Raw genomic sequence first — 21,684 nt, forward strand, 5'->3', positions numbered from 1 at the left:
AAGGGGCGGCATCGCTGCCGCCCCTTCCTGCCAATCGGTCCGCTTACTTGGGCATCCCGTTGTAACCGGCTTCCTTGCGCAAAGCCGCGCCATCGAGCAGCGCGCCGTCAAGCACCACCTTGTCGACATGGCGAAGATTGCCGACGTCGGCTTCGACATCGCCGTCGACCAGCAGCAGATCCGCTTCCTTGCCGACCGCAATCGAACCGGTGCGGCGGTCGGCCTTGACGTTTTTCGCCGGGCCGAGCGTCGCCGTGTAGAGCGCCTCGGCCGGGGTCATGCCGCCCTTCACATAGAGCTCCAGCTCATGGAGCAACTCCATGCCCTGCCCGTCCGTCCCGGCGACGATCGGCACCCCCGCCTTGCGCAGCACGCCGACATAATCGACCATATGATCGAAGCTCTTCGTCACCTGATCGCGGGTGACGCCGTCGGGAAGCGGCAGGCCGCCGGCACGGAAACCGCGCTCGACCGCGGGCGGGACCGTCCCGACATAGGAGGTATAGGCCGGGCTGATCTTGCCCGCCTCGTTGGTCAGCACGCTTTCGACAACCACCAGCGTCGGATCGACGACGATCTTGCGCTTGGCCAGCGTGGCGATGGTCGACTTCATCGGCTCGGCGTTGAAGTCGACATCCTTGAAATACATGCCGGGGCCCATCATCCGCAGCGTCGTATTCGACTTGGCGACCACATCCGCCGGCATCGCCTGCATGGTCGCGAAATAGATATGCGTGATCTCGTCATAGCCGGCATTGACCGCGTCCAGCGTGCGCATGCCCGCCGGGATATGGCCATGAACATGGAGGCCGAGCTGGTGGGCCAGCTTGGCCGCCGGCGGGATCCACGCCGGGTCCATCGAGGTGTAGAATTTCACCCCGGTCATGCCCGCCGCCTTGATCTTGCGGACGGCGGCCAGCGTGTCGGCCAGGCTCTTGACCGCTATGCTGCCCTGCGCCGCCAGCGGCCCCGCCTTGTCGACGATGACCGAGGTAAAGCCTTCGGGCGCCAGCAGCGTGCCGTTGAGGCGGCGGCGCTTCTGGCTCTGTGCCAGTTCGATCGTGCCGCCCGGGTTTCGGAAGCTGGTAACCCCCAGCGCCAACTCATTGAGCGCGCCGAAATCGTCGCTCATGTGCATGTGGCTGTCCCACAGTCCGGGAAGCAGCGTCTTACCCGTCCCGTCGATGACCCGCGCGCCTGCTGCAAGCTTGGGAAGCGCGGTGCCGACGCTGACGATGCGGCCGGCGCGGACGACGACATTTTGGCCCGTCAGGAAGCGCTGCTGATCCGCGTCGTACAGCTTCACATTCCTGAACAGGATCGGACGGCGCGCGGCGGGAGTGAGGAACTTGCGCGCGGTGGCCGGGGCCATCGCCGCGATCGCCGCGTCCTGCGCCGCCTGCATCGCATCGAGGTTTTTCTCATAGCCCGCCGGCATGAAGCCAAGGCCGCCAACCGAACCGAACAGCGATTTGTCGAGGTTAAGCCAGATCGGCTGCGGCTGCTGGCCGATGCCGTTGATGAAATAGAGCTGGATTGTCTTGTCGCCGCCCGGGCCGCTGACTTTCAAATTGCGCGATGCGGTCATGGCGCCATGCCCGCTGGGCAGAAGGTCGAGTCCTGAGGGTCCTTTTTCCAGCAGAGCCTTGATCGCGACATCGCTGCCGCTGAACGTCCCGCCGCTGGAGAAATAATATTTACCTTCAGCCTGGTCGCTATGACCCTCGTCGACCGGGCTTTTCCAGTTGGCGGTGTTGCCGCTCAGCGAATAGGTTTCGGCGGCATCGCCGCTCGGCGTGACGCCGCGGATAACGCGCGAGACGACGTTGCCGTTCGCGTCGAGCTTCGCGACCTCGTCGACCTCGAAGATCAGCCCGCGAAGGAGAATGGATTCGCGATAGGCGCGCGATCCGTCGGGCAGCGTCCAGCGCCATTCGTCGCCATGTTTGCCTGCTTGGCTGACGATGACGAAGTGATCGGCATTGGCCGGCGGGACCAGCAACTTTTCTTTGGGTACGGGTGCGGCTGACAACGCGGCAGGTGACACGGCAAGGCTCAGCGCCAGCAGGAAACGACGGATGGTCATGGATTGCGACTCCCCTGTTCGAAGGCGCGCACCCTGCGCTTGCCGTCGCGACGCTGCAAGGACGGCTTCGACCAATCGACCGGGGGCGGAAAATCAGGAAAAGTGGGAGGCTTCTGTTGCCCGGTGCCTCCCAAACCGCTGGAATCCCCTTCTGTTGCCCGGTGGGGTCCGACCGCGCTTAAGCTTTGTAACCTAATGTCCGTGAGGACGTCAGTTACGCGGCAATCGCAAGAGCCTCGTTATCGTTGGCACTTGTGTGAATGAGCCGTCACGGTGGCATCCATACCGATCGGCAACCCGGCCTTTATTGCACTCGTCGATCCTGTTTCGCCCCCATCAGCAACGGTGGAAAAGCCGCCGCTGGTGGTGGAGGCGCCGGGGTACTGCCCCCCGGGTCCGAAATGCCTATTCCACCAGATAGTCTACCGACATAGCCAGTTGCCTGACCCGCCCAAGATAGGGACGCGGACAGATTCGGGCAAGGCGTTGACAAAATGTCGTCGGGACGGAACCGTTACGGCGGCGGTTGCGTTCCAACCGCTCATGCCCTGTGCCAACCATTTGGCGCGAGGCAGGATTAACAAGGGGATTTTTTGATGAAAAAGCTTCCGTTTGCCCTCGTTGGCGCCGCCGCTCTCGCTCTCACCGCCTGTGGCGGTCAGGGTGACGACGCCCTCGCCGACAACGTCGAAGACAATTACGAAGCCGCTGCCGACAACCTCGAAGCGGCCGCCGACAACACCGCCAACGCCGCTGAAGCCGACGCCCTGGAAAACCAGGCCGACGCGCTCGAAGCAGAAGGCGAAAAGAAGGCTGACGCGATCGACGACGCCGACGTCAAGGCCGGCAACGTCACCGCGATGTAATTCGCATAGCCACACCCGATCCGGGGGTGGACATGGAAGGGTCGGCGCTTTCGGGCTGCCGGCCCTTTTTTGTTGGCATGCAATGACCTAGGTCCAGAGGCATGAGCGATGCGATCCCTGCCGCAACCCTGATCAGCTGGCGAGACCTGCCGTCAGGCCCCGAAATCCTTGTCGTTCAACGCGCGGCGACCATGGCCTTCGCTGCAGGCGCGATCGTATTCCCGGGCGGGCGTGTCGACGAGGCAGACCGGGCGCTGGCCGCCGCCCTTGGCCGCCCGGAGGATGCCGCCAAGGTCACCGCCATTCGGGAGACGCTGGAAGAAAGCGCGATCCCGACGGGGATAAGCGGTGTCCGCAGTCCCGACATGGCCGCTAGCCTCCAAGCCGAACTCAGCGGCGGGCGTGACTTCGCTGAACTGCTTTCGAGCCACGAATTGACCCTTGATCTAGACCTAATGCTGCCGTTCGCGCGCTGGATGCCGTCGTTCAAGCAGCCGCGGAAGTTCGACACCCATTTCTACCTCGCGCCCGCGCTGCATGGCGAATGGACGCCGATTCCCCAAGCGGGTGAATGCGTGGCGGCCCGCTGGGACTCGCCGGCGAGGCTGGTGGAACGCGTCGCAAGCGGCGAGGACAGCGCCATTTTCCCGACCAAGCGCAACCTCGAACGCCTTGCGCAGCATCGCAACTTCGCCGACGCCGCCGCCGATGCGCGGTCGCACAGCACCGACACTATCATTCCTTGGGTGGAAGAGATCGACGGCGAGCCGCACGTCCGCATCCCCGATGATCGCGGCTATCCCGTCAGGTGGGAACCGCTGTCGACGGCGTTTCGCGCCTGAAACGAATCGCGAGAGAATCGATTGCGCAAAGAAAAGGGGCCCGCGGCGATGCCGGGGCCCCTCTCTACGCCGGTCGCGCGATGCGCGACGCAGGCGATTAGCTGAGGTGCTTGGACAGGTGCTTGTTCATTTCGAACATGGTGCACTTGTCGGTGCCGAAGACCTTCTTCAGCTTGTCGTCAGCAAGAATTTCCCGCTTGTTTTGCGGGTTTTGCAGATTGTTCTTGCGAATATGGTCCCATACCTTGGACACGACTTCGCTACGCGGCAGCGGGTCCGAACCGACGATGGCGGCGAGATCCGCCGACGGCTTCACCGGGCGGGCAAGACCGCCACCTGCTTTACGACCCGTAGTATTTGCCATGAGGCCCTCCTGTTTGTTCTGACAGGGACTAGAGCGCGTTTCCCCCTCTCACGCAAGAGGGCGACGCAGAGGAAATGGGTTAATTTGAAGATAGGGTAAATGGGACGACCTTATTGGCCGCGTCGTGGCCGATATCCGCCGCTCCGCCAAAGTCGACTCCCCGACTCCCGCACCAATAGGGAACGATCGTTTCGGGACCGTGGCCGAAGGGCGGATCGTTATCCGGAATATCGCTCATCCGCCCCAGCCTTACGCGGCGGCATTTGCGCACGGCGGCACTGCCGACGACATGGAACATCGTCCGGTCGATCCGATAATCATGCTCGGCGACATCTTCGATGAGGAGGTCGGCATTGCTAAAGTCGGGCTCGATCGACGTTCCGAGAAGGCTCGACAGGACGGTAAGGTTAAACGCCAGCGCGCGGCGTCCCTGCTCTAGACCCGGCTCAAGCGTCGAAGGATCGCGCCGGACCAGCCAGTCGAGCGCGCGATGCAACGCCGCGTCCCCGCCCTGCCTCAGGCCGTCCTGCACCAGCGGCCCGTGCGCGACCTTCAGACCGGCACGGTCGAAAGCTGCGAGCAGAAAGCCGCTGTCGCTATACCCCATATAGGTCTTGCTGCGGGCCGCCGGCGGTAGATCGGCCGCTGCCGCCTCCGCGATCCGGTTGCTGCCATAGCCACCGCGCGCGAACCACACCGCGTCATAGCTGCCATCGGCCATCACCTCGCGCAGCGCTGCCAGCCGCGCCGCGTCCGGACCGGCGAAATGGCCTTCCGACAGGAAGCATTGGTCGTGGATCGCCAGCGTGCAATCGCCGCGGGCGGCCGCGATCGCCAGCGCCATTTCGGCGGCTTCGGGCTTCAACGTGCAGCTTGGCGCGACAACGGCAATCTTCATCGCGTGGGAGATTTGCACATGGCGGCCCGCCCCGCTAGCGCCAGCAGGACATGAGCGAACAATATTTCTTCTGTGGAATCGGCGGCAGCGGCATGCTCCCGCTGGCGGCAATCCTTCGCGCCCAGGGCGCGCGCGTATCGGGCAGCGACCGCTCGCTCGACGCCGGCCGGCTGGCCTCGAAATTCGAATATCTGAAGTCGCTCGGCATCGGCCTTCATGCGCAGGACGGCAGCGGTCTTGGAGAAGGCATGACGCTGGTCACCTCCGCGGCGGTCGAGGACATCATCCCCGATGTCGTCCGCGCCCGGGAACTCGGCCTCACGCATGTCACCCGCCCGCAATTGCTCGCCCAGCTGCTCAACGCCGCGCACAAGAGCGTCGCCATCGGCGGCACGTCGGGAAAGTCGACGGTCACCGGCATGATCGGCTGGATCCTCCACGCGCTTCATCGCCAGCCGACGGTGATGAACGGCGCGGTGATGAAGAATTTCGTCTCCCCCGCCTCGCCCTTCGCCTCGGCGCTGGTCGGCGATCCGGAGCTGTTCGTCAGCGAAGTCGACGAGAGCGACGGGTCGATCGCCCTCTATCGCCCGACCGTTGCGGTGCTCGGCAACATCAGCCTCGATCATCATTCGATGGATGAGTTACGCGCGCTGTTCGGCGGCTTCCTCGCGCGCGCCGACAAGGCGGTGGTCAACCTCGACGATCCCGAAGTCCGCGCCATGGCCGACGTCATCCGCGATCCCATCGGCTTCGGCTTCGACAGCCCGGGCGCGACGCTCAAGGGCCGCAACCTCGAATTGCTGCCCGACGGCGTGAAATTCACCGTCGCCACCAATGGCGACCAATATGACGTCGAATTGGCCGTTCCAGGCCGCCACAATGCGATGAACGCGCTTGCCGCCTTGGGCGCGGTCCATGCGCTCGGCCTGCCGCTGGGCGACGCCGCCGCCGCCCTGTCACGATTTGCCGGCCTTAAGCGCCGCCTCGAAACCGTCGGCACGGCGGGCGGCGTGACCGTCATCGACGATTTCGGGCACAACCCGGACAAGATCGCCGCGACGCTGGCGACGCTGACCGCGCAGCCGGGCCGGCTGCTCGTCATGTTCCAGCCGCACGGATATGGCCCCATCGCCAAGATGGGCGAGGAACTGGCGGAAACCTTCGCCGCCGGCCTTCGCGAAGGCGATCGGCTCTACCTGCCCGACCCCGTCTACCACGGCGGAACCGTCGACCGGACGCGCGGCAGCGAATGGCTGGCAGAGGCAATCCGGGCGGCGGGCGGCGACGTCCAGCACATCGCCCAGCGCGCCGACATCGGCGCGGCCCTGCTGGCCGAAGCGCTGCCGGGCGACCGCATCGCCATTCTCGGCGCGCGCGACGATACGCTCAGCGACTTCGCGGCCGAGCTGGTAGGTCAGCTGGCCTGAGCCGCCGCCTGTTCCTCGATCTCGACGGAGTCCTCGCCGACTTCGACGGCGGGGTGAGGCGCCTGTTCGGCGTGTCTGCAGAAGAATATCAGGCGCGGCGCGGCAAGGGCGCCTTCTGGGGCCGCCTCGCCAAGACGCCGGACTTCTACAACTCGCTCGACCTGCTTCCCGACGCGCGCCTGTTGTTCGACACGGTCGCACATCTCTCGCCAATCATCCTTACCGGGCTCCCTGTGGGCAAATGGGCGGAGCCGCAGAAGCGCGCCTGGGTCGATCGTCACTTCCCAGGCACGCCGGTCATCACCGGTTTCGCCCGCGACAAGCACAAGCATGGGTCACCCGGCGACGTGCTGGTCGACGATACGCTTAAGTTGGCGACGGCGTGGGAAGACATGGGTGGCCATTTCGTCCACCACGAAAAAGCGGAGCGCAGCATTGCCGCGCTCCGCCACTATTTCGAACTCTGAAACGTCTTAAGCCGCTTCGGCCTGATCGATCTTTTCGACCCATTCCGGCCAGAACACCGGTTCGCGGCTCGACCAGCCCGGCGCGGTCGCCGCGCTTTCGCTGATCGACTGCAGCAGCTGGCGCCGCTGTTCCGGGTGAAGATGCGGCAGCGATGCGGCTGCACAGAATGCAGCGGGAAGCCAGGGACGCACGGCGGCACCCAGCAGGCGCTCGTAGAGGAAGCGGAAGGCGTTGAAATTCGGCAGGCGGTCCTGTCCAAGATCGAAGGCGGCGAGCGTGACCAAGGTCCCCAGGAACGGATCGATCATGTCGAGCCCGCTGTCGTCGGGGATCTGCATGCGCAGGTGGTCGAGCTGCTTGTAGAAGCGCCCCTGCGCACTGATTGAAGCGCCCTCGATCTCGTCACGGGCCCAGGTTTCCATCGGGTCGGTGCGGCCATAGGCAACATCGAGCGAACGGCGGATATAGCGCTGCGTCGCCTTCGGGAAGGAGGCGAACTCCTTCATCTCCGATATCAGCAACGCGCCACCGGCGGGTTGGCTAGTCCTGGTCGACATGAACCCAAACTCCTTTTGCCTCGGATGGGATCATGCCGCTGATTTGGTTGCAAAACGCTTAACCACGGTCCCACCCCCCGTTCAGATTGAATCAGAGGGGAGTCACCGCGGCAACATGAAATCTTCACAGTGGCGTCATTGTTTGAAGCGACTGTGGCCCAGCGGGCACGCTGCAGTTTAGTCGTTACGTGCCCGCCTGTTTTTCAAAGGCTTATTCGGGGAAGCCCGACGACGGGACGGGCTCGCTGCTGTTGCCCGGCTGCGCCGCCGCGCTGGGATCAGACGCGTCCATCGATTCGTCGCTGCCCAGATCGGCCTTGGCATCTTCGTTGTGAGGTTCCTTGCGAACCTTGATCTCAAGCTCGCGGCTGGGATCGGCCGACAGGGTCGCCTCGGGGGTCATGGTCTCACTCGTCATGGCTTTATGCTCCTGAAAGGATGTGCTGTCCCAACCCCCGGCCGACGCTGCCGTTCCGCGCGATGCGCCCAACTGTTCGACGGGCGGATGGAACCGCTCTGCCAACAGCCGGGCAGCGGATTGCACGAAAATGTCATTTTTCGCATGGAGGGCGGTAATGCCGACCACCACCATCACGTCCCGACCTGCGCTGTTCGCCGACTGGCGCCTTGCCGCTCAGTCGATCGTCGCCTTCTGGATGTTCTACCTTGTGACCGTGCTGCTGCGCGGTTTGCTGGGGCCCGACGCGGTCAGCGCGATGAACGACCGTGTCATCAACGCGATCGTCGGGATCGGCCTAACCGCGCTCATCTATCTGGCGCTGCGCACCTTTGCGCGCGACGGCAGCATCCGGCGCATGGCGTTCGTCGCCGCCCTCGCCTCGCTACCCGCTGCGGTCATCCTGTCGGCCCTGTCGATCAAGCTGGCCATCGCCACCCCGATGACCGAGCAGCAGCAGATCACGACCCAGGAAGGGGTCGCGATCGTGCAACGCGGCAACAATGTCCGCATCGTCCAGGGCGACGGCAACGAACTGGAAGTGAACCTGCCGCCGGTCGAACAGATCATCGGCTCCAAGATGCCGCGCCTCATCGCCGACGGGACGGTGACCTGGTACTTCCTGTTCGCCGCCTGGTGCGCCTTTTTTATCGCCATGACCGAACAGAAGCGCACGCGGGCCGCGGAAGCACGGGTCGCCGCGGCCGAAACAGCCGCCCATGCGGCGCAGGTCCGCGCGTTGCGGTACCAGGTCAATCCGCACTTCCTGTTCAACACGCTGAACAGCCTTTCGTCGCTGGTCATGTCGGGTCGGTCGGATCGGGCCGAAGACATGTTGATGGCGCTCAGCACCTTTTTCCGCACGTCGCTGTCGATCGACCCCAGCGCGGACGTCAGCCTGGCCGAGGAAATCAGCCTTCAGCGACTGTACCTCGACATCGAAAAGGTCCGCTTTCCGGAACGGCTGAAGGTCAGCATCGACATTCCCAAGGAGCTCGAAGACGCGCGCGTCCCCGCGCTCATCCTGCAGCCGCTGGTCGAAAATGCGATCAAATATGGCGTCTCGACGACCACTTCACAGGTCGACCTCATCATCCGCGCCCGTCCGCTCGACGGCGGCCGGATGCAGCTGGACGTGACCAATCGCATCGCCGGCACGGATCCGGCGACGACGCCAACCCGACCGACCCATGAAGGAACCGGCACGGGTCTCAGCAACGTCTGCCAGCGCCTTGCCGCCCACTTCGGCGCGGACGCCGACTGCCGTTTCGGACCCATCCCGGGCGGCTATACCGTTTCCCTTGCATTGCCGGTGAGCGACGATGACTGACGAGACCATGCTCAATATCCTCATCGCTGACGACGAACCGCTGGCTGCCGAACGGCTGCAGATGCTGCTGGCGCGAGTGGACGGGGTTAATCTGGTCGGCACGGCGCATGATGGCGAGAGCGCGGTCAGGATGGCGGAGGCCTTGCAGCCCGATCTGGTCCTGCTCGACATTGCCATGCCGGGTCTCGACGGGATCGAGGTCGCGCGCGCCCTGTCGCGTCATTCGCCTGCGGTGTCGGTGATCTTCGTCACGGCCTTCGACCAGTTCGCGGTTGCCGCGTTCGACGTCGAAGCGGTCGATTATTTGATGAAGCCGGTCGACGCCGCCCGGCTGGCTCGCGCGATCGAGCGTGCCCGCGACCATGTCGCCCGCCGCGGCGACGAACCGGCAAGGACCGAAGGCGACGAAGCGCCGGGCTGGCTGGAAGAATTCTGGGCGTCCGACCTAAGCGGCCTGGTTCGCATCGCATCGCGCGACATCGACCGCGTGACAGCGGAACGTGACTATATGCGCCTCCACGTCGGCCATCGCAGCTGGCTGATCCACCATTCGATGACCGCACTTGAAGAAGGTCTCAACCCGGAGCTGTTCGTGCGCCTGCACCGCTCCGCAATCGTGCGCCGCGACTTCATCACGGGGTTCAGCCGCAACGTCTCGGGCCGCTGGATCGCGCGCCTGGCCGACGGCAGTGAACAGCCGGTGGGTCGCCTCTATTCCGATCAGGTCAGGACGATCGCCGGCCGCTGACTGCCGCCGCCATTGCCGTTGCCAGCCTTGAACAAGGTTGCGACGCGATGGGTCGGGATGTCAGGGGTCTACCGCATCGCGCCGCAGCCCCTGTAGGCCACGACGCGACCGCGATTTCATTACGGCCTCGACAAAGACGCTCGATGACTCGACCGGTCGACGAACCGGGGTCATCTGCCGTTCAGCTTCGGGTTCGTTTCGCTACCGCCCCGGTCACCGCCACGTCGTGCACGACGTTGCCCAGCGTACGGACGATGTCGGGCAGCACCTCGACCGCGATGAGGATCGCGAGCGGTTCGATAGGTACGCCCATCACCAATGCGATAGGCGCGATCGATGTGACGAAGCTGAGGGCGCCGGGCAGGCTGACCGCCCAGTAGCTGGCGACCGATGCCACCGCCACGCCCGCCGCCAGCGCGTATGGCGGCAGCGGCGTCTGGGTCCAGTAAGCGACGTAAATGGCCACCGCGATGTTCATCGCCGGGCCGGTCGCCCGAAACAGCGCGACGGCCAACGGCAGGCCGACATCGATGTTGCGTTCGGACACGCCGAGACGGCGGGCGGCGGCGACCATGGCCGGCAGCGATGCGAGGCTCGACTGGGTAGAAATCGCCACGGCCTGCGGCGCGATCATCGCCCTGAAGAATTGTACCGGCCCCCAACCCGCGCCGAAAATGGCGATCAAATAGCCGACCGCCATGACGATGACGCCGACGCTGGCCACCAGCACGATGTAATGCGCCAGGGCGCTGAAGGCGGCACCGCCGGCACCTGCGCCAACCGCAAAGGCCAGGCCGAAAACCCCGATCGGCGCCAGGCTCAACACCCAGCCGATCATCACCAGCATGGCCTGTTCGATCGCCTTGAAAAAACGCGTCACCGTGGTGCGCCCATCGGCTTCGATGCGGGTCAGGGCAAAGGCGAACAACGCTGTGAATAGCACCAGCGGCAAGATCTGGTCGCCGGCGGCAGCAGCAAAGGGATTGGTCGGCAACAGGCCGCCGAGGAAATCCTCCAGCTTGGGAACGGAGGCAGCCGTTCCGCTGCGATCGATCCCTGCCAGCCCCGCGCGCAACGCTTCGGCCGCGCTGTCGGGAAGCGGGAAAAGTCGCAGCAATGTCGTCATCGCCAATGCGCCGATGATCGCCGAAAGGGTCAAAACGCCTACGAACCACAGGAAGCTGCGGCCTGCGATGCCGCCTGCCCGCGCGGCATCCGCGCCGCCGCCGATCCCCGTGACGAGCAGGGCGATGATCAACGGCACGACCGTCATTTTCAGCGCGTCGAGCCAGATCCCGCCGACCGTCGAGGCGACGCGGACCGCGGGCTCACGCAGCCCGTCTCCCAATCCAGTTGCGACGACGCCAAGCAGCAGCCCGCCGATCAGGGCGAGCAGGATCCACCAGGTGGCACGGGTCGAGCCGGAACGGCCGGCGTTCACCTCGTCGCTCATCGCGGCTTGCGAAACTTGAAGATGAAGCGGTCGGTCTTGCCGCGGATACTTTCGTCGAACACATTCTTGCTGTGATCGTCGGCCGGGTTGCGAAGCAGGTCACTTTCGGCCTCGAGCACGAAGCCCGCTCGCTCAAAATCCGCCCTGACCACCGCCGGATCGATCCGGTGCAGGTCGTCGACCACCTTGCGGGTGTCGCCGCCCGGATTGGCCGCATGGTCGATGATCCCGACGATGCCGCCCGGCTTCATTGAATTGTAGATCGCCGCGACCCAGCGCTGCGGATCCATTACCGGGATCTTGTTCTTCTCGCTCGACCAATAGGTGTCGTGGTAATCGAGGTTCATCAGCAGGAAATCGTAGGCGCCCGCCGACAGCACCGGCGATTCGAACGGGCTGTAGGTGAAGACCACGTTGGGATGCTTGGCGGTGAAATCAGCGACCGCCGCCTTGCGCTTGTCGTTGGTGAACTGGGTCGGGTTCCAGATGACGATGGTACCGTCGGGACCGACCGCCGGTGCGGTGATTTCGGCCCAGTAGAGGTTTGAGCCGAAAAGGTCGGCGACCCGCATCCCTTTCTCAAGCCCAAGGAAGGTCAGCACCTCGACCGGCTTGCGGCTGGCGTCGAGCTTTACGTTCGCTTCGCTGCGGTCGGCGACGGCTGCCACCGTGGTCGCAACGTCGGCCGGTGAGGCGGTCGCCGGAAGCGGCGCCACGATCAAGGCCGCGAGGGCAACGAAATTCCATGCGCGCATCGTCATGTCCTTTTCTGGTCCCGCCCTGCTTAGGGGGCGAACCGGTCCGGTGCCAAGCCACATCTGGCGCATGACCCGTCATAAGGCCGCTAACCTTTTGCTAAGCGGATTTTCGGCAACAGACACTACGAATTTCGGCCGCGATGTCCGAGACGCATTGAACGTGGCTGCAATCGACTTAAGAAAAGCGGCGGGGAGTCAGGGGGACAATCAATGAATTTGCTTATTGCCGCGGCAGCGCTGCAAGCCGCGGCCAGTATCCAGCCGCAGTCCGAACCAGCGCCGGCTGCCGTAACGACCGCGGCGGTCGACGCGGTTCAACCGTCTACCGTCAAGCTGACGGCCTTGACCCCGGTTCGCATCACTGTGGATCAGGCGCTCGCGTCCAACGCTGTCACGATCGGGCAGGAGTTCGACATCGAACTGGCGATCCCGATCGATCTCGGTAACGGCTACGCGGTTCCGGCCGGGACCAAGGGCCGCGGCTGGGTTATCCACGCGTCCAAGGCCCGCATGGGCGGAAAGCCAGGCGAACTGCTGCTCGGCGCGCGCTACCTCAAGCTCGGCGATGTCGAAATCCCGCTTCGCTCGATGAAACTCGGCAGTCCGCAAGGCAAGGACAACACCGGCCTGTCGATGGGGCTCGTCGCGGCCGTCGGCGTCGCCGGCATGTTCGTCAGCGGCGGCCAAGCCCGCGTGCAAAGCGGCATGGACGCGGTTGCAAAGATCGCCGCCGACGTCGAAGTCCCGACCGCCCTTCTCCAGAAGGCCACGCCCGTCGGCGCCGCCGTCGTGGCGACCCTGGCGCCCGCCGAACCGGCCGCGCCGGTCACTCCAGCATCTGCTCAACCCGTCCAACCCGAAAAGTCGAAGGACCAGTAATTATGAAGAAATCGATGTTGATGTTTGCCGCTGCCGCGGTCGTCCTGGCCGCCCCGTCGGCCGCCGTAGCCGGTGGCGCCAAGGCCCCCGCGACCATCCCCGCCCCGAAGCCCGGCATGGGCCAGGTCGTGTTCTTCCGCCCCGGCGGCATGGGCGGTGCGGTCAAGTGCACCGTCCGCGAAGACGGCAAGATGGTCGGCCGCGTCAGCGGCAACCGCTACTGGGTGATCGACGCCGCGCCGGGCACGCACACCTACACCGCCAAGTCGGAAGCCACCGACACCGTCAACGTCCAGGTCGAACCGGACGAAACCACCTTCGTGAAGTGCAAGATTTCGATGGGCATCATGGTCGGCCGGCCGAACCTGTCGCCGTCGACCCAGGAAGAATGGGACAAGGCAGCCGCGAAGCTTGAGCCGATGGAGGCCGCCAAGCTGGCGGAAGAAATGGCCAAGGATCAGGCCGAACTGGCCGCCAAGGCCGCAGCCAAGTAATTTCCGTACCGAGTCGGGGGGCGGTTGCACGGCGTGCGACCGCCCCCTTCCCTTTGCGTTAGAACCGCCCGCAGTCGCTAGGCGCTTTGCCGCCAGCGAACAGGCGATCGGCCCAGTCGATCGTCGCTGCAGCAGTCAGCTTGCCGCTGGTGATATGACCGTCGCCCTTGATGTCGATCCAGTGAACGCGGTTGCCGTTCTGGCAAAGGCGCCGCGCGTAAGCGCGGGTCACGGCGGGCGCGACCAGATCGTCCTTTGGATCCTGGGAGATGATGAGCGGCACGCCAATATTGGCGGTGGTCGGGCTGTTGCGCCGGGCAAGACTGGCCCAGGGCTGGTGAAGGCCGAGGTTCAGATTTTTCCAGCGATTCTGGACCGTCAGGATGCCGAGGACCGTCCGGAGCTTTGGCTTGCTGTGCAATTCGATACACTTGTCCGCCAGCCTGGACATGATGCCTTGGGTCTGGCGGTTGCCGAACGTATCGAGCGGCGCGCCGTAATGCCTGTTCCAGCTATAGCCGATGTAGGACAGGAAGAAGGCCCGTACGGTCTTGTTTCCAGCCTGCATCATATTGTCCAGCAGCGTTGTCGGCGGGGCTGCGGCCGATGCGCCGACGATGTCGAGGTCGGGCGCATATTGGTGTGCGCGCTGCGCGGTCCATAGTGCCGCGTGGCCGCCCTGACTTTCGCCGAACACCGCGAACCGTTTGCCCGCGGCCGCGCCCGGGATCGCTCCAGCCGCCCGGACACTGTCCAGCACTGCGCGTGCCGTGTCGGCACCCACCAGAAAGGGATGGTCACCCGCCGATCCCAAGCCGACATAATCCGGCGCCACGACGACATAGCCGCGCTTGACGGCATCAAGGCCCGGGGACGCATTCCAGAAGTTGGAGCTTTGCGAGGGCGCGCATTTTTCCGTGACGCCCCAAGTGCCATGGGTCCAGGCCAGCACCTTGCGCGGTTCGCGGGGCAGCGCTTCGCGTGGAGCAACTACCATGCCGCTGGCCTGGACCGGGCGGCTGCTTCCATCCGTCGTCCAATATCTGATTCGCCACGCCTGCATCCCAGCCGGCGTCTCAGTAACGGGATCGGCGGCGATCAGTTCGCCCGGCCGCTGCGCGGTTAGCACTGCGGGTTGGGCGACGAGGGCAACGGCGGCAACAGCGGAAAGCATCGAACGCATCGGACGGCCTCCTGGCTACGAGTTCCACCCTAGCCTCTCCTTTGGCAGTGTCGAGCCGCTACGGATTTTGGACAAGGCGAAGCAGGCTGCCATCCGGGTCGACCAGATAGGCAATGCGCATCCCGCTATGCTGCAATTTTGGCCGCGTGACGCGCGGCTGGCCTGTGTCGCGGTCGGGGATACCCGCAGCGATGCAATTGGAATGAAATGTGTCAAGGTCGTCGAGTCTCAGACAAGCGCCGAAGCTGCTCTGCAGCGGATCGAGGTCAGCGTAAGGGAAAAACTCGAGCCACAATCCGCCGCGCTCCAGGATCATCCAGCCGGAGTCGCGATAGACGCGCGAAAAGCCGAGCTTCCCGTAAAAATCTTCCGATGAGTCGAAATCCCGAGCTGGTAGGTTGGGCGTAGCGCGATCGGTCAAGGCAGTCCTCCGTATCGACCACCCTATCTGCCCGCGAGATGTGCGCCAGCGCGAAAAGCGAGCCCGACGAAATTGCCGGACAAAGCGGCCCGAGAGTCCGAAAATGGCGGAGGGCGGGTCGGCGCCATGGTGCCGTCGAGCACAAAAGAAATGGGGGCCGGCATCGCTGCCAGCCCCCATCTGCGCCGAGACCAGATTGCCGGTGTTCGTCAGCTTGGTGACCCGGGGGTCTCCTGCTCCTCGATCCTTGCTCACCGTCTCAGGCGTCGCTTCCGAAACAGGATCCCAATCCGAAGACGGGTTCCGGCCCTTCCGCGGCCCTTCTTGGGTCGGTCCCTCCGTGCGCGCCGCCTGCTCCCGGGGGAGCCGCGTTTCGCGCTGGATGAGTCCAACTCTTCCGGCGCCTCTTCCGGCGGTCCGACTTGGAACCGAGGTTCCTCCTCATCGCCATCCGGTGGAGATCGGGTCTTCCGTTCCTGCCGCTCCTTCGTCCCGTTGCCGGTCCTTCCGGTGAGGCGGGGACTTCCGTCCCGATCACAGGTGTATTGATGACTCGAATTTGTGAGTCGCGAAAGGGGAAAAACCGAGTCTTTGCCTGTGGATAACGGGGATATGGCGCATAAGTCGCGATTCTTTCGCCGGGATTCCACCCAAGATGTCGATTCGCGCGCCGCTATTATCCAAGTCGACTACCCGTTCAAGCATTTGCGAATTGTTCTTCGCGGACTCGATTGACCAAAATATCGCTGAGTCGGATGGCGATCGCCGCCGCCACCGCGCCGGCAATAAGGTCGATAAGGTAGTGGTTCCCTTCGATCGGCGTCGCCGCCAGCATTAGCGCGCTCATCGTTCCTACCAGGAGTTGGAGCTTGCGATGGCCCCGGGCCGCCCAGGTGAACAATATAGCGCTGGCGGCGTGAACGCTGGGGAAGCTGACCATGCCCGCCAGCGTGGCGAAGCTGATGGATCTTACGCTGCCGTCCCGCAGTCCATTGATGATTGCGGCCTGGCCCCCGGTTAGCGGGTGATAGGGCACGGATTGCACGCCATAGAATGCGATGGGGTCGACCGCCGGGGCGAACAGAAAGCCGACGAGCGCGATCACGATGACGATGGCGTAGGCAAGAATGAAATGCCGACCTTGTCGCCCATGTCCGCGCATGGCGAGGGACACAAACAGGACCAGCGGTATCAAGAAGATGAATTGGTAGCAGATCGTAGAAATCAGCTGCAGCCAGGGCCTGTCCGCGACCGCACGATAACCGGCGAGCCAGTCGAATCCGATGAGGGAGTCCGCCGCAGCGAGCCAGGGATCGGCCAACGCCGCGCCAAGCGTTGCCAGCGGATAGGTTGCGATGCAGGTCAGGGTCGCAAGAAGGCTGAACATGGCCATCAGCTCGATGGCTTCTACCATCCTGCGCTGCAGCGGCCGGTTCAGCCAAGGCCGCAGCGCCGACAACAGCGCAAAGATGGAACAGATCGCGGCGACCGTGCGAAAGCCCGACCAGTGGATCGAAAAACCGCTCAGGTCGAGCGCCACACCGGTAAACAAAGCGAGGCCGACGATGAAGCCCCACAGGACGGGCCGCAGCAGGCAGCCTTCCTGCTCTGGCAACGAACTATAGTTGAGGGCTTCGGCTGAAATACTCGCCATTACAATACTCGACCAATATACGCGGCACGGGTGTCTCTAAATCAATATATCGACACCAAATCAATCGCGAAGCGCGGGCGGACCGATCAACCGAAGGTTGCCGTTTCGTTCCTACGATCCTACCTCCCGAGTCGTGCCCGAGTCCCCTGCCATCCCTGATGAACCCGCATATCTGCGCGGCCTGAACCCGCCGCAGCGCGATGCCGTGCTGACGACCGAAGGGCCGGTGCTGATGCTGGCGGGTGCGGGTACGGGCAAGACGGCCGCGCTCACCACCCGCCTCGCCCACCTTGTCGCCACCCGCCGCGCCTGGCCGAGCGAGATCCTCGCCGTCACCTTCACCAACAAGGCCGCGCGTGAGATGAAGGAGCGCATTTCGCAGATCAGCGGCGGCGCGATCGAGGGAATGCCCTGGCTCGGAACCTTCCACTCGGTCGCCGCACGGATGCTGCGCGCGCATGCCGAGCTGGTCGGGCTGCAGTCGAACTTCACCATCCTCGACACCGACGATGTGTTGCGGCTGCTCAAGCAGCTCATCCAGGCCGCCGACCTCGACGAAAAGCGCTGGCCCGCCCGCCAGCTCGCCGGCGTCATCGACGGGTGGAAGAACAAGGGCTGGACCCCCGCCCACATCAGCGCGGCGGAAAGCGAGGCCTTCGCCAACGGGCGCGGCGCCGAACTCTACGTCCAGTACCAGGAGCGCCTGCGCGCGCTCAACGCCTGTGATTTCGGCGACCTGCTGCTGCACATGCTGACCATATTCAAGGCGCACAAGGACGTCCTCGACCACTATCGCCAGCGCTACAAATATATCCTGGTCGACGAATATCAGGACACCAACGCCAGCCAGTATGAGTGGCTGCGCCTGCTCGCCGAGCCGCGCCGCAACATCTGCGTCGTGGGCGACGACGACCAGTCGATCTATTCGTGGCGCGGGGCCGAGGTCGCCAACATCCTGCGCTTCGAGAAAGACTTCCCTGGCGCCAAGGTCATCCGGCTGGAACAGAATTACCGCTCAACCCCGCACATCCTCGGCGCGGCCGGCGGCCTCATCGCCAACAACAGCGGCCGCCTCGGCAAGCAGCTGTGGACCGAGCTGGACGCGGGCGAGAAGGTCAAGGTGATCGGCGTCTGGGACGGCCCCGAAGAAGCCCGCCGCGTCGGCGAGGAAATCGAGGCCCACGTCCGCCGCGGCGGCTCGCTCAACGATTGCGCCATCCTCGTCCGCGCCCAGTTCCAGACCCGCGAGTTCGAAGAGCGCTTCATCGCCATCGGCCTCGCCTACCAGATCGTCGGCGGCTACCGCTTCTACGAACGCGCCGAAATCCGCGATGCGCTGGCCTACCTCCGCCTCGTCGCGCAGCCCGCCGACGACCTCGCCTTCGACCGCATCGTCAACCAGCCCAAGCGCGGGCTTGGCGACAAGGCGCTCGCCACCATCCACGACTTCGCGCGCCGCACCGGCCAGTCGCTGCTGATGGCGGGCGCGCAGATGCTCGACAGCGACGAGTTGCGCCCGGCCGCGCGCAACAGCCTCGCCCGCTTCATCGGCGACGTGGCGCGCTGGCGGCAGATGGCCGCAGACCTCCCCGCCCCCGAACTCGCCCGCATCCTCTTGGACGAAAGCGGCTACACCGCCATGCTCCAGGCCGATCGCTCGGCAGAAAGCGCCGGCCGCCTCGAAAACCTCGCCGAATTGACGCGCGCGATGGAAGAGTATGAGACGCTCGGCGACTTCCTCGAACATGTCAGCCTGGTCATGGACAATGACGCGCAGAAGGGCGGCGAGCAGGTCACCATCATGACTATCCATGCCGCCAAGGGCCTGGAATTCCCGATCGTGTTCCTCGCCGGCTGGGAAGAAGGCGTCTTCCCTTCGCAGCGCGCGCTCGACGAAGGCGGGCTCGCTTCCCTCGAAGAGGAACGCCGCCTCGCCTATGTCGCGATCACGCGCGCGCGCGAACTGGCGACCATCCTCCACGCCGCCAACCGCCGCATCTACGGCCAGTGGACCAGCTCCATCCCCTCGCGCTTCGTCGGCGAATTGCCCGACGAGCATATCGAGAGCGAGACGACCATGAGCGGCGGCGAAAGCCTGTGGCGCGCGCAGTGGAGCGAACATGGCGACCCCTTCGCCCACCTCGCCGCCGCCCGCGGCGACCGCGCCTCGACGCGGGGTGCGGGGTGGCAGCGCGCGCAGGGCCGCTTCAACGCCCAGCCCCAGCGCGTCATCGAAGCCCGCGCCAGCGCGGTCTCGCTAGGCAATAAGGGTCGCGACGACCTTAGCGTCGGCATGCGCGTGTTCCACGGCAAGTTCGGCTATGGCGAAATCGTCGAGATCGAAGGCAACAAGCTGGAGATTGACTTCGAAAAAGCAGGGCGGAAGCGGGTGCTGGATAGTTTTGTGTCGCTGCCGGATTGATGCCCCAAGTCGGCAAGCCTCCGCAGCCCTCAAGGCCCTTCGATCCGATCGAGCGCGTCGCAAACCGGCTGGTCGGGTCCGCCTTCTCGCCGCATCGCCACGATACCTACACCGTCGCCTTGACCGTCGCTGGCGTCCAGGCGTTCAATTACCGTGGCGCGACGCGACATTCATTGCCCGGCCAAGTCCTGATCCTCCATCCTGATGAAATTCATGATGGGCACAGCTGCGACGAAAACGGCTTTCGATATTGGGCGGCCTATGTCCCGCCGACGCATATTCAGGCCGTGCTTGGCGGTGCAGCGCTGCCGTTTGTCGGTAATGGCGTGTCGACCAATTCCGCCTTGATTGCGGCAGCGATAAACATCGTCGTCGAGTGCGCGGGCATCGAGGATGCGGCCGCCTATGAAGATGCCCTTTACGATCTCGCGCAGGCCATGAACGATGCAGCCGGCAAGACGGCCAATGCTCACGCCGCCAACCGTCTGGCCGTGATCCAGGCGCAGGAATTCATCGAAGGCGCCGTGGTTTCCGGTGTGCGACTTGAACAGCTAGAGCAGGTGACCGGCTTTGACCGCTGGCAACTCTCGCGTGATTTCCGGGCCATACTTGGCACCAGCCCCTATCGTTACCTGCAGCACCGGCGGATCGATCTTGCCAAGCGACTGTTGCGCGGGGGCGCGACGCTGGCGGATGCGGCCCATGGCGCCGGATTCGCGGATCAGAGCCATTTCGGCCGCACCTTTCGCAAGGCGGTCGGCCTTTCGCCAGGGGAATGGCTGCGCTCCGACCTGTTCCGCACGATCATTCTATAGCTGTCGTCAGCGAGCAGTAAGTTCGCGCAGCATGACCCAGACCATTTTTTCGGACGAGCCGGCCAAAGGCTGGATACCGCCCAGCATCGCTGCCCCTTTTATCGGCATTTTCATCCTGGTGATCAGCATGTTGCCGGGCGATCTGCTGCTCGAGAATTTTGGCTTTACCGACTCGAGAGGTGAGCCACTCGGGCCGTTGGGCTTTTGCCTGATGCTGGCGTCATTCGTGGCCATGGGGCTTGGCGTCTTTGCCTGGGTTCGCTGGGTCGAAAAGCGAAGCTTGGCCAGCATCGGCCTTCGCGGAAAAGGACGACTAAGGAAATTCCTGACCGGTTTAGCCCTGGGCATTGTCATGATGGGTGCCGTGGTGACAGCGATCGCGCTTTCAGGCGGATATCGCGTCGAGGACCTTTTTCCGGCTTTCGCCAGTCCTGCCGCGCTTGGCTGGATTGCATTACTGCTTGCGGGCTTCACGATTCAAGCCAGCATCGAGGAAATCTTTTTCCGCGGCTGGATGTTCTCGACCATCATGCGGCGTTGGAATCCGACTGCCGCCTTCGTCTTGACGTCCGCCGCATTCACCTTCGTCCATTTTTCGCCAAGGACGCCGCTGTTGCCCTTGGTCATGACCTTCACCTTTTCGATCTTTGCCTGCGCTTGGGCGCGTCGTTCGGCTTCGATCTGGGGTGTGATGGGCTGGCATACCGGCTGGAACTGGTTTGGCGGCACTGGTTTTGATGTGCCGATTACCGGCCTCGACAGCGGCCTGCCGGCTTTGGTGGTCAAAATGGTGCCGGTCGGGCCCGCCTGGCTCACGGGTGCTGGCGACGGGCCTGAGGGCAGCGTGTTTACGCTTGCGATGCTGACCGTGGCCTGCGTGGTCCTTTTGGCACCCGCAAGGCCGCGCCATGGGCTCGGCATGGAGCCGGCCCCTGCCGGGCAGGAACCTTAGGCTCTGGCACCGTGCTAACCGGGAGGAACAAGCCGTCCGGCACTAAGGGCCGCTAGATCGTCGCCGTCTGGCGTCGCGAAACGCTCCCTTGTCCTCGGTGCCTCATGGGGGCTATCCATAGGTCGTGGACGCGTACGGCGATTATTATGCGACTCTTCGGGTGGCGGCCGATGCCGATGGGCCGGCGCTGCGCCGCGCCTATCGCGAGTTGATGCGCCGCTATCACCCCGACGTTACCGTCGATGCCGATGCCGAACAGCGCTGCCGCGCGATCAACGAAGCTTATGCCTGCCTGCGCGATCCGGCACAGCGCGCGCTGTACGATCGCCAGCGCATCGCCCGTCGCCACCGGCGCGGCCACGCCACGTCGCGGGTGCATTCGACCCGCCCGGTGCACCCTGCCAACGCCGCCTATGCCGCGCTGGCCGAAGAGGAACTGGCGAAGCAGAGCCGGCTCGACAAGTCGGTCGCCATCGGCCTTGGGATTTTGGTCACCATCCTGACCTTCGCCGCGACGTCCGCGGTCGACCTTCCGCCCCGCGCCGCCGATCCGGGCACGGTCACACAGGTCCAGGTGCGGCCCGATACCGCTCGCCGCTAAATCCGC

At 64.5% G+C, this 21,684-nt stretch carries 22 protein-coding genes and 1 other RNA gene; 12 read left to right on the forward strand and 11 right to left on the reverse strand.

The annotated features are described in order from the left end of the window. Nucleotides 1–43 precede the first annotated feature (43 nt). Nucleotides 44–2,086: an amidohydrolase family protein gene (locus G570_RS12030; RefSeq protein ID WP_245600300.1), complete on the reverse strand. Its 2,043-nt coding sequence runs from the start codon at nt 2,084–2,086 to the stop codon at nt 44–46. A 140-nt stretch (nt 2,087–2,226) separates the two neighbouring features. Further along, nucleotides 2,227–2,572: a transfer-messenger RNA gene (gene ssrA, locus G570_RS13500) on the reverse strand. Nucleotides 2,573–2,682: 110 nt separating this feature from the next. On the opposite strand from ssrA, the gene G570_RS12035 reads away from it, so the two are divergent. Beyond that, nucleotides 2,683–2,952 carry a hypothetical protein gene (locus tag G570_RS12035; protein WP_037502693.1) on the forward strand — a complete coding sequence of 90 codons (270 nt, stop codon included), beginning with the start codon at nt 2,683–2,685 and terminating at the stop codon, nt 2,950–2,952. A 101-nt stretch (nt 2,953–3,053) separates the two neighbouring features. Then, the gene (locus G570_RS12040; protein ID WP_037502695.1) at nt 3,054–3,794 is read left to right on the forward strand and encodes an NUDIX hydrolase; all 741 of its coding nucleotides are present in this window, start codon (nt 3,054–3,056) and stop codon (nt 3,792–3,794) included. A gap of 97 nt (nt 3,795–3,891) precedes the next feature. On the opposite strand, the gene G570_RS12045 is transcribed toward G570_RS12040, so the two are convergent. Beyond that, nucleotides 3,892–4,158: an SWIB/MDM2 domain-containing protein gene (locus G570_RS12045; protein WP_037502698.1), complete on the reverse strand. Its 267-nt coding sequence runs from the start codon at nt 4,156–4,158 to the stop codon at nt 3,892–3,894. 79 nt (nt 4,159–4,237) lie between these two features. Continuing rightward, entirely contained in the window at nt 4,238–5,056 is an 819-nt protein-coding gene (locus tag G570_RS12050) for an LD-carboxypeptidase (RefSeq protein ID WP_037502700.1), read from the reverse strand. A 50-nt stretch (nt 5,057–5,106) separates the two neighbouring features. Between G570_RS12050 and G570_RS12055 the strand changes: the two genes are divergently transcribed. Together G570_RS12055 and G570_RS13890 are read left to right on the forward strand one after the other, a co-directional pair. Then, nucleotides 5,107–6,486: a UDP-N-acetylmuramate--L-alanine ligase gene (locus G570_RS12055; protein WP_037502703.1), complete on the forward strand. Its 1,380-nt coding sequence runs from the start codon at nt 5,107–5,109 to the stop codon at nt 6,484–6,486. Between the two features lie 53 nt (nt 6,487–6,539). Beyond that, nucleotides 6,540–6,953: a 5' nucleotidase, NT5C type gene (locus tag G570_RS13890; RefSeq protein ID WP_169731707.1), complete on the forward strand. Its 414-nt coding sequence runs from the start codon at nt 6,540–6,542 to the stop codon at nt 6,951–6,953. A 6-nt stretch (nt 6,954–6,959) separates the two neighbouring features. Here G570_RS13890 and G570_RS12065 read toward each other — a convergent pair whose 3' ends face one another. Next, nucleotides 6,960–7,511 carry a hypothetical protein gene (locus tag G570_RS12065; protein WP_037502707.1) on the reverse strand — a complete coding sequence of 184 codons (552 nt, stop codon included), beginning with the start codon at nt 7,509–7,511 and terminating at the stop codon, nt 6,960–6,962. Nucleotides 7,512–7,722: 211 nt separating this feature from the next. After that, nucleotides 7,723–7,929, reverse strand: coding sequence for a hypothetical protein (locus tag G570_RS13505; protein ID WP_156930443.1), 207 nt, complete (start codon nt 7,927–7,929; stop codon nt 7,723–7,725). 157 nt (nt 7,930–8,086) lie between these two features. On the opposite strand from G570_RS13505, the gene G570_RS12075 reads away from it, so the two are divergent. Continuing rightward, nucleotides 8,087–9,298 carry a sensor histidine kinase gene (locus G570_RS12075; protein WP_051504414.1) on the forward strand — a complete coding sequence of 404 codons (1,212 nt, stop codon included), beginning with the start codon at nt 8,087–8,089 and terminating at the stop codon, nt 9,296–9,298. Further along, nucleotides 9,291–10,046: a LytR/AlgR family response regulator transcription factor gene (locus G570_RS12080; protein ID WP_084607700.1), complete on the forward strand. Its 756-nt coding sequence runs from the start codon at nt 9,291–9,293 to the stop codon at nt 10,044–10,046. Before G570_RS12075 ends, G570_RS12080 begins: the two co-directional genes overlap by 8 nt. A 181-nt stretch (nt 10,047–10,227) precedes the next feature. Here the strand turns inward: G570_RS12080 and G570_RS12085 are convergent, their stop codons facing one another. Further along, nucleotides 10,228–11,499: a dicarboxylate/amino acid:cation symporter gene (locus G570_RS12085; protein WP_037502712.1), complete on the reverse strand. Its 1,272-nt coding sequence runs from the start codon at nt 11,497–11,499 to the stop codon at nt 10,228–10,230. Beyond that, complete coding sequence (locus tag G570_RS12090; protein WP_037504180.1) at nt 11,496–12,254, reverse strand: class I SAM-dependent methyltransferase; 759 nt, start codon at nt 12,252–12,254, stop codon at nt 11,496–11,498. Before G570_RS12090 ends, G570_RS12085 begins: the two co-directional genes overlap by 4 nt. A gap of 213 nt (nt 12,255–12,467) precedes the next feature. Here G570_RS12090 and G570_RS12095 point away from each other — a divergent pair, with 213 nt between their 5' ends. Together G570_RS12095 and G570_RS12100 are read left to right on the forward strand one after the other, a co-directional pair. Next, complete coding sequence (locus tag G570_RS12095) at nt 12,468–13,136, forward strand: hypothetical protein (protein ID WP_037502715.1); 669 nt, start codon at nt 12,468–12,470, stop codon at nt 13,134–13,136. A 2-nt stretch (nt 13,137–13,138) separates the two neighbouring features. Then, the gene (locus G570_RS12100) at nt 13,139–13,630 is read left to right on the forward strand and encodes a DUF2846 domain-containing protein (RefSeq protein WP_037502718.1); all 492 of its coding nucleotides are present in this window, start codon (nt 13,139–13,141) and stop codon (nt 13,628–13,630) included. A 58-nt stretch (nt 13,631–13,688) separates the two neighbouring features. On the opposite strand, the gene G570_RS12105 is transcribed toward G570_RS12100, so the two are convergent. The 3 genes from G570_RS12105 to G570_RS12115 form a co-directional block, all read right to left on the reverse strand. Beyond that, a complete protein-coding gene (locus G570_RS12105; protein ID WP_037502721.1) occupies nt 13,689–14,813 on the reverse strand; it encodes a lipase family protein in 1,125 nt (374 codons plus the stop codon). 58 nt (nt 14,814–14,871) lie between these two features. Beyond that, nucleotides 14,872–15,234, reverse strand: coding sequence for a bleomycin resistance protein (locus tag G570_RS12110; protein WP_037502724.1), 363 nt, complete (start codon nt 15,232–15,234; stop codon nt 14,872–14,874). 697 nt (nt 15,235–15,931) lie between these two features. After that, nucleotides 15,932–16,888 (reverse strand): phosphatase PAP2 family protein, encoded by a 957-nt coding sequence (locus G570_RS12115; protein ID WP_037502727.1) that lies wholly within the window; start codon nt 16,886–16,888, stop codon nt 15,932–15,934. A 133-nt stretch (nt 16,889–17,021) separates the two neighbouring features. On the opposite strand from G570_RS12115, the gene G570_RS12120 reads away from it, so the two are divergent. The 4 genes from G570_RS12120 to G570_RS12135 all read left to right on the forward strand — a co-directional run bounded on the left by G570_RS12120 (nt 17,022) and on the right by G570_RS12135 (nt 21,678). Beyond that, nucleotides 17,022–19,310 carry an ATP-dependent helicase gene (locus G570_RS12120; protein WP_037502730.1) on the forward strand — a complete coding sequence of 763 codons (2,289 nt, stop codon included), beginning with the start codon at nt 17,022–17,024 and terminating at the stop codon, nt 19,308–19,310. Continuing rightward, nucleotides 19,310–20,125, forward strand: coding sequence for an AraC family transcriptional regulator (locus G570_RS12125; protein WP_037502734.1), 816 nt, complete (start codon nt 19,310–19,312; stop codon nt 20,123–20,125). Before G570_RS12120 ends, G570_RS12125 begins: the two co-directional genes overlap by 1 nt. 31 nt (nt 20,126–20,156) lie before the next feature. Continuing rightward, the gene (locus tag G570_RS12130) at nt 20,157–21,077 is read left to right on the forward strand and encodes a CPBP family intramembrane glutamic endopeptidase (RefSeq protein ID WP_051504416.1); all 921 of its coding nucleotides are present in this window, start codon (nt 20,157–20,159) and stop codon (nt 21,075–21,077) included. 124 nt (nt 21,078–21,201) lie between these two features. Then, a complete protein-coding gene (locus tag G570_RS12135; RefSeq protein ID WP_037502737.1) occupies nt 21,202–21,678 on the forward strand; it encodes a J domain-containing protein in 477 nt (158 codons plus the stop codon). Nucleotides 21,679–21,684 lie beyond the last annotated feature (6 nt).

The organism is Sphingomonas jaspsi DSM 18422 (assembly GCF_000585415.1).
Taxonomy (GTDB): domain Bacteria; phylum Pseudomonadota; class Alphaproteobacteria; order Sphingomonadales; family Sphingomonadaceae; genus Sphingomicrobium; species Sphingomicrobium jaspsi.

Bases quoted from the DNA above. Each gene is read 5' to 3' on its own strand.
- G570_RS12030 (WP_245600300.1), bottom strand. From the start codon at position 2,086: ATGACCATCCGTCGTTTCCTGCTGGCGCTGAGCCTTGCCGTGTCACCT.
- G570_RS12035 (WP_037502693.1), top strand. From the start codon at position 2,683: ATGAAAAAGCTTCCGTTTGCCCTCGTTGGCGCCGCCGCTCTCGCTCTC.
- G570_RS12040 (WP_037502695.1), top strand. From the start codon at position 3,054: ATGAGCGATGCGATCCCTGCCGCAACCCTGATCAGCTGGCGAGACCTG.
- G570_RS12045 (WP_037502698.1), bottom strand. From the start codon at position 4,158: ATGGCAAATACTACGGGTCGTAAAGCAGGTGGCGGTCTTGCCCGCCCG.
- G570_RS12050 (WP_037502700.1), bottom strand. From the start codon at position 5,056: ATGAAGATTGCCGTTGTCGCGCCAAGCTGCACGTTGAAGCCCGAAGCC.
- G570_RS12055 (WP_037502703.1), top strand. From the start codon at position 5,107: ATGAGCGAACAATATTTCTTCTGTGGAATCGGCGGCAGCGGCATGCTC.
- G570_RS12065 (WP_037502707.1), bottom strand. From the start codon at position 7,511: ATGTCGACCAGGACTAGCCAACCCGCCGGTGGCGCGTTGCTGATATCG.
- G570_RS13505 (WP_156930443.1), bottom strand. From the start codon at position 7,929: ATGACGAGTGAGACCATGACCCCCGAGGCGACCCTGTCGGCCGATCCC.
- G570_RS12075 (WP_051504414.1), top strand. From the start codon at position 8,087: ATGCCGACCACCACCATCACGTCCCGACCTGCGCTGTTCGCCGACTGG.
- G570_RS12080 (WP_084607700.1), top strand. From the start codon at position 9,291: ATGACTGACGAGACCATGCTCAATATCCTCATCGCTGACGACGAACCG.
- G570_RS12085 (WP_037502712.1), bottom strand. From the start codon at position 11,499: ATGAGCGACGAGGTGAACGCCGGCCGTTCCGGCTCGACCCGTGCCACC.
- G570_RS12090 (WP_037504180.1), bottom strand. From the start codon at position 12,254: ATGCGCGCATGGAATTTCGTTGCCCTCGCGGCCTTGATCGTGGCGCCG.
- G570_RS12095 (WP_037502715.1), top strand. From the start codon at position 12,468: ATGAATTTGCTTATTGCCGCGGCAGCGCTGCAAGCCGCGGCCAGTATC.
- G570_RS12100 (WP_037502718.1), top strand. From the start codon at position 13,139: ATGAAGAAATCGATGTTGATGTTTGCCGCTGCCGCGGTCGTCCTGGCC.
- G570_RS12105 (WP_037502721.1), bottom strand. From the start codon at position 14,813: ATGCGTTCGATGCTTTCCGCTGTTGCCGCCGTTGCCCTCGTCGCCCAA.
- G570_RS12115 (WP_037502727.1), bottom strand. From the start codon at position 16,888: ATGGCGAGTATTTCAGCCGAAGCCCTCAACTATAGTTCGTTGCCAGAG.
- G570_RS12125 (WP_037502734.1), top strand. From the start codon at position 19,310: ATGCCCCAAGTCGGCAAGCCTCCGCAGCCCTCAAGGCCCTTCGATCCG.
- G570_RS12130 (WP_051504416.1), top strand. From the start codon at position 20,157: ATGACCCAGACCATTTTTTCGGACGAGCCGGCCAAAGGCTGGATACCG.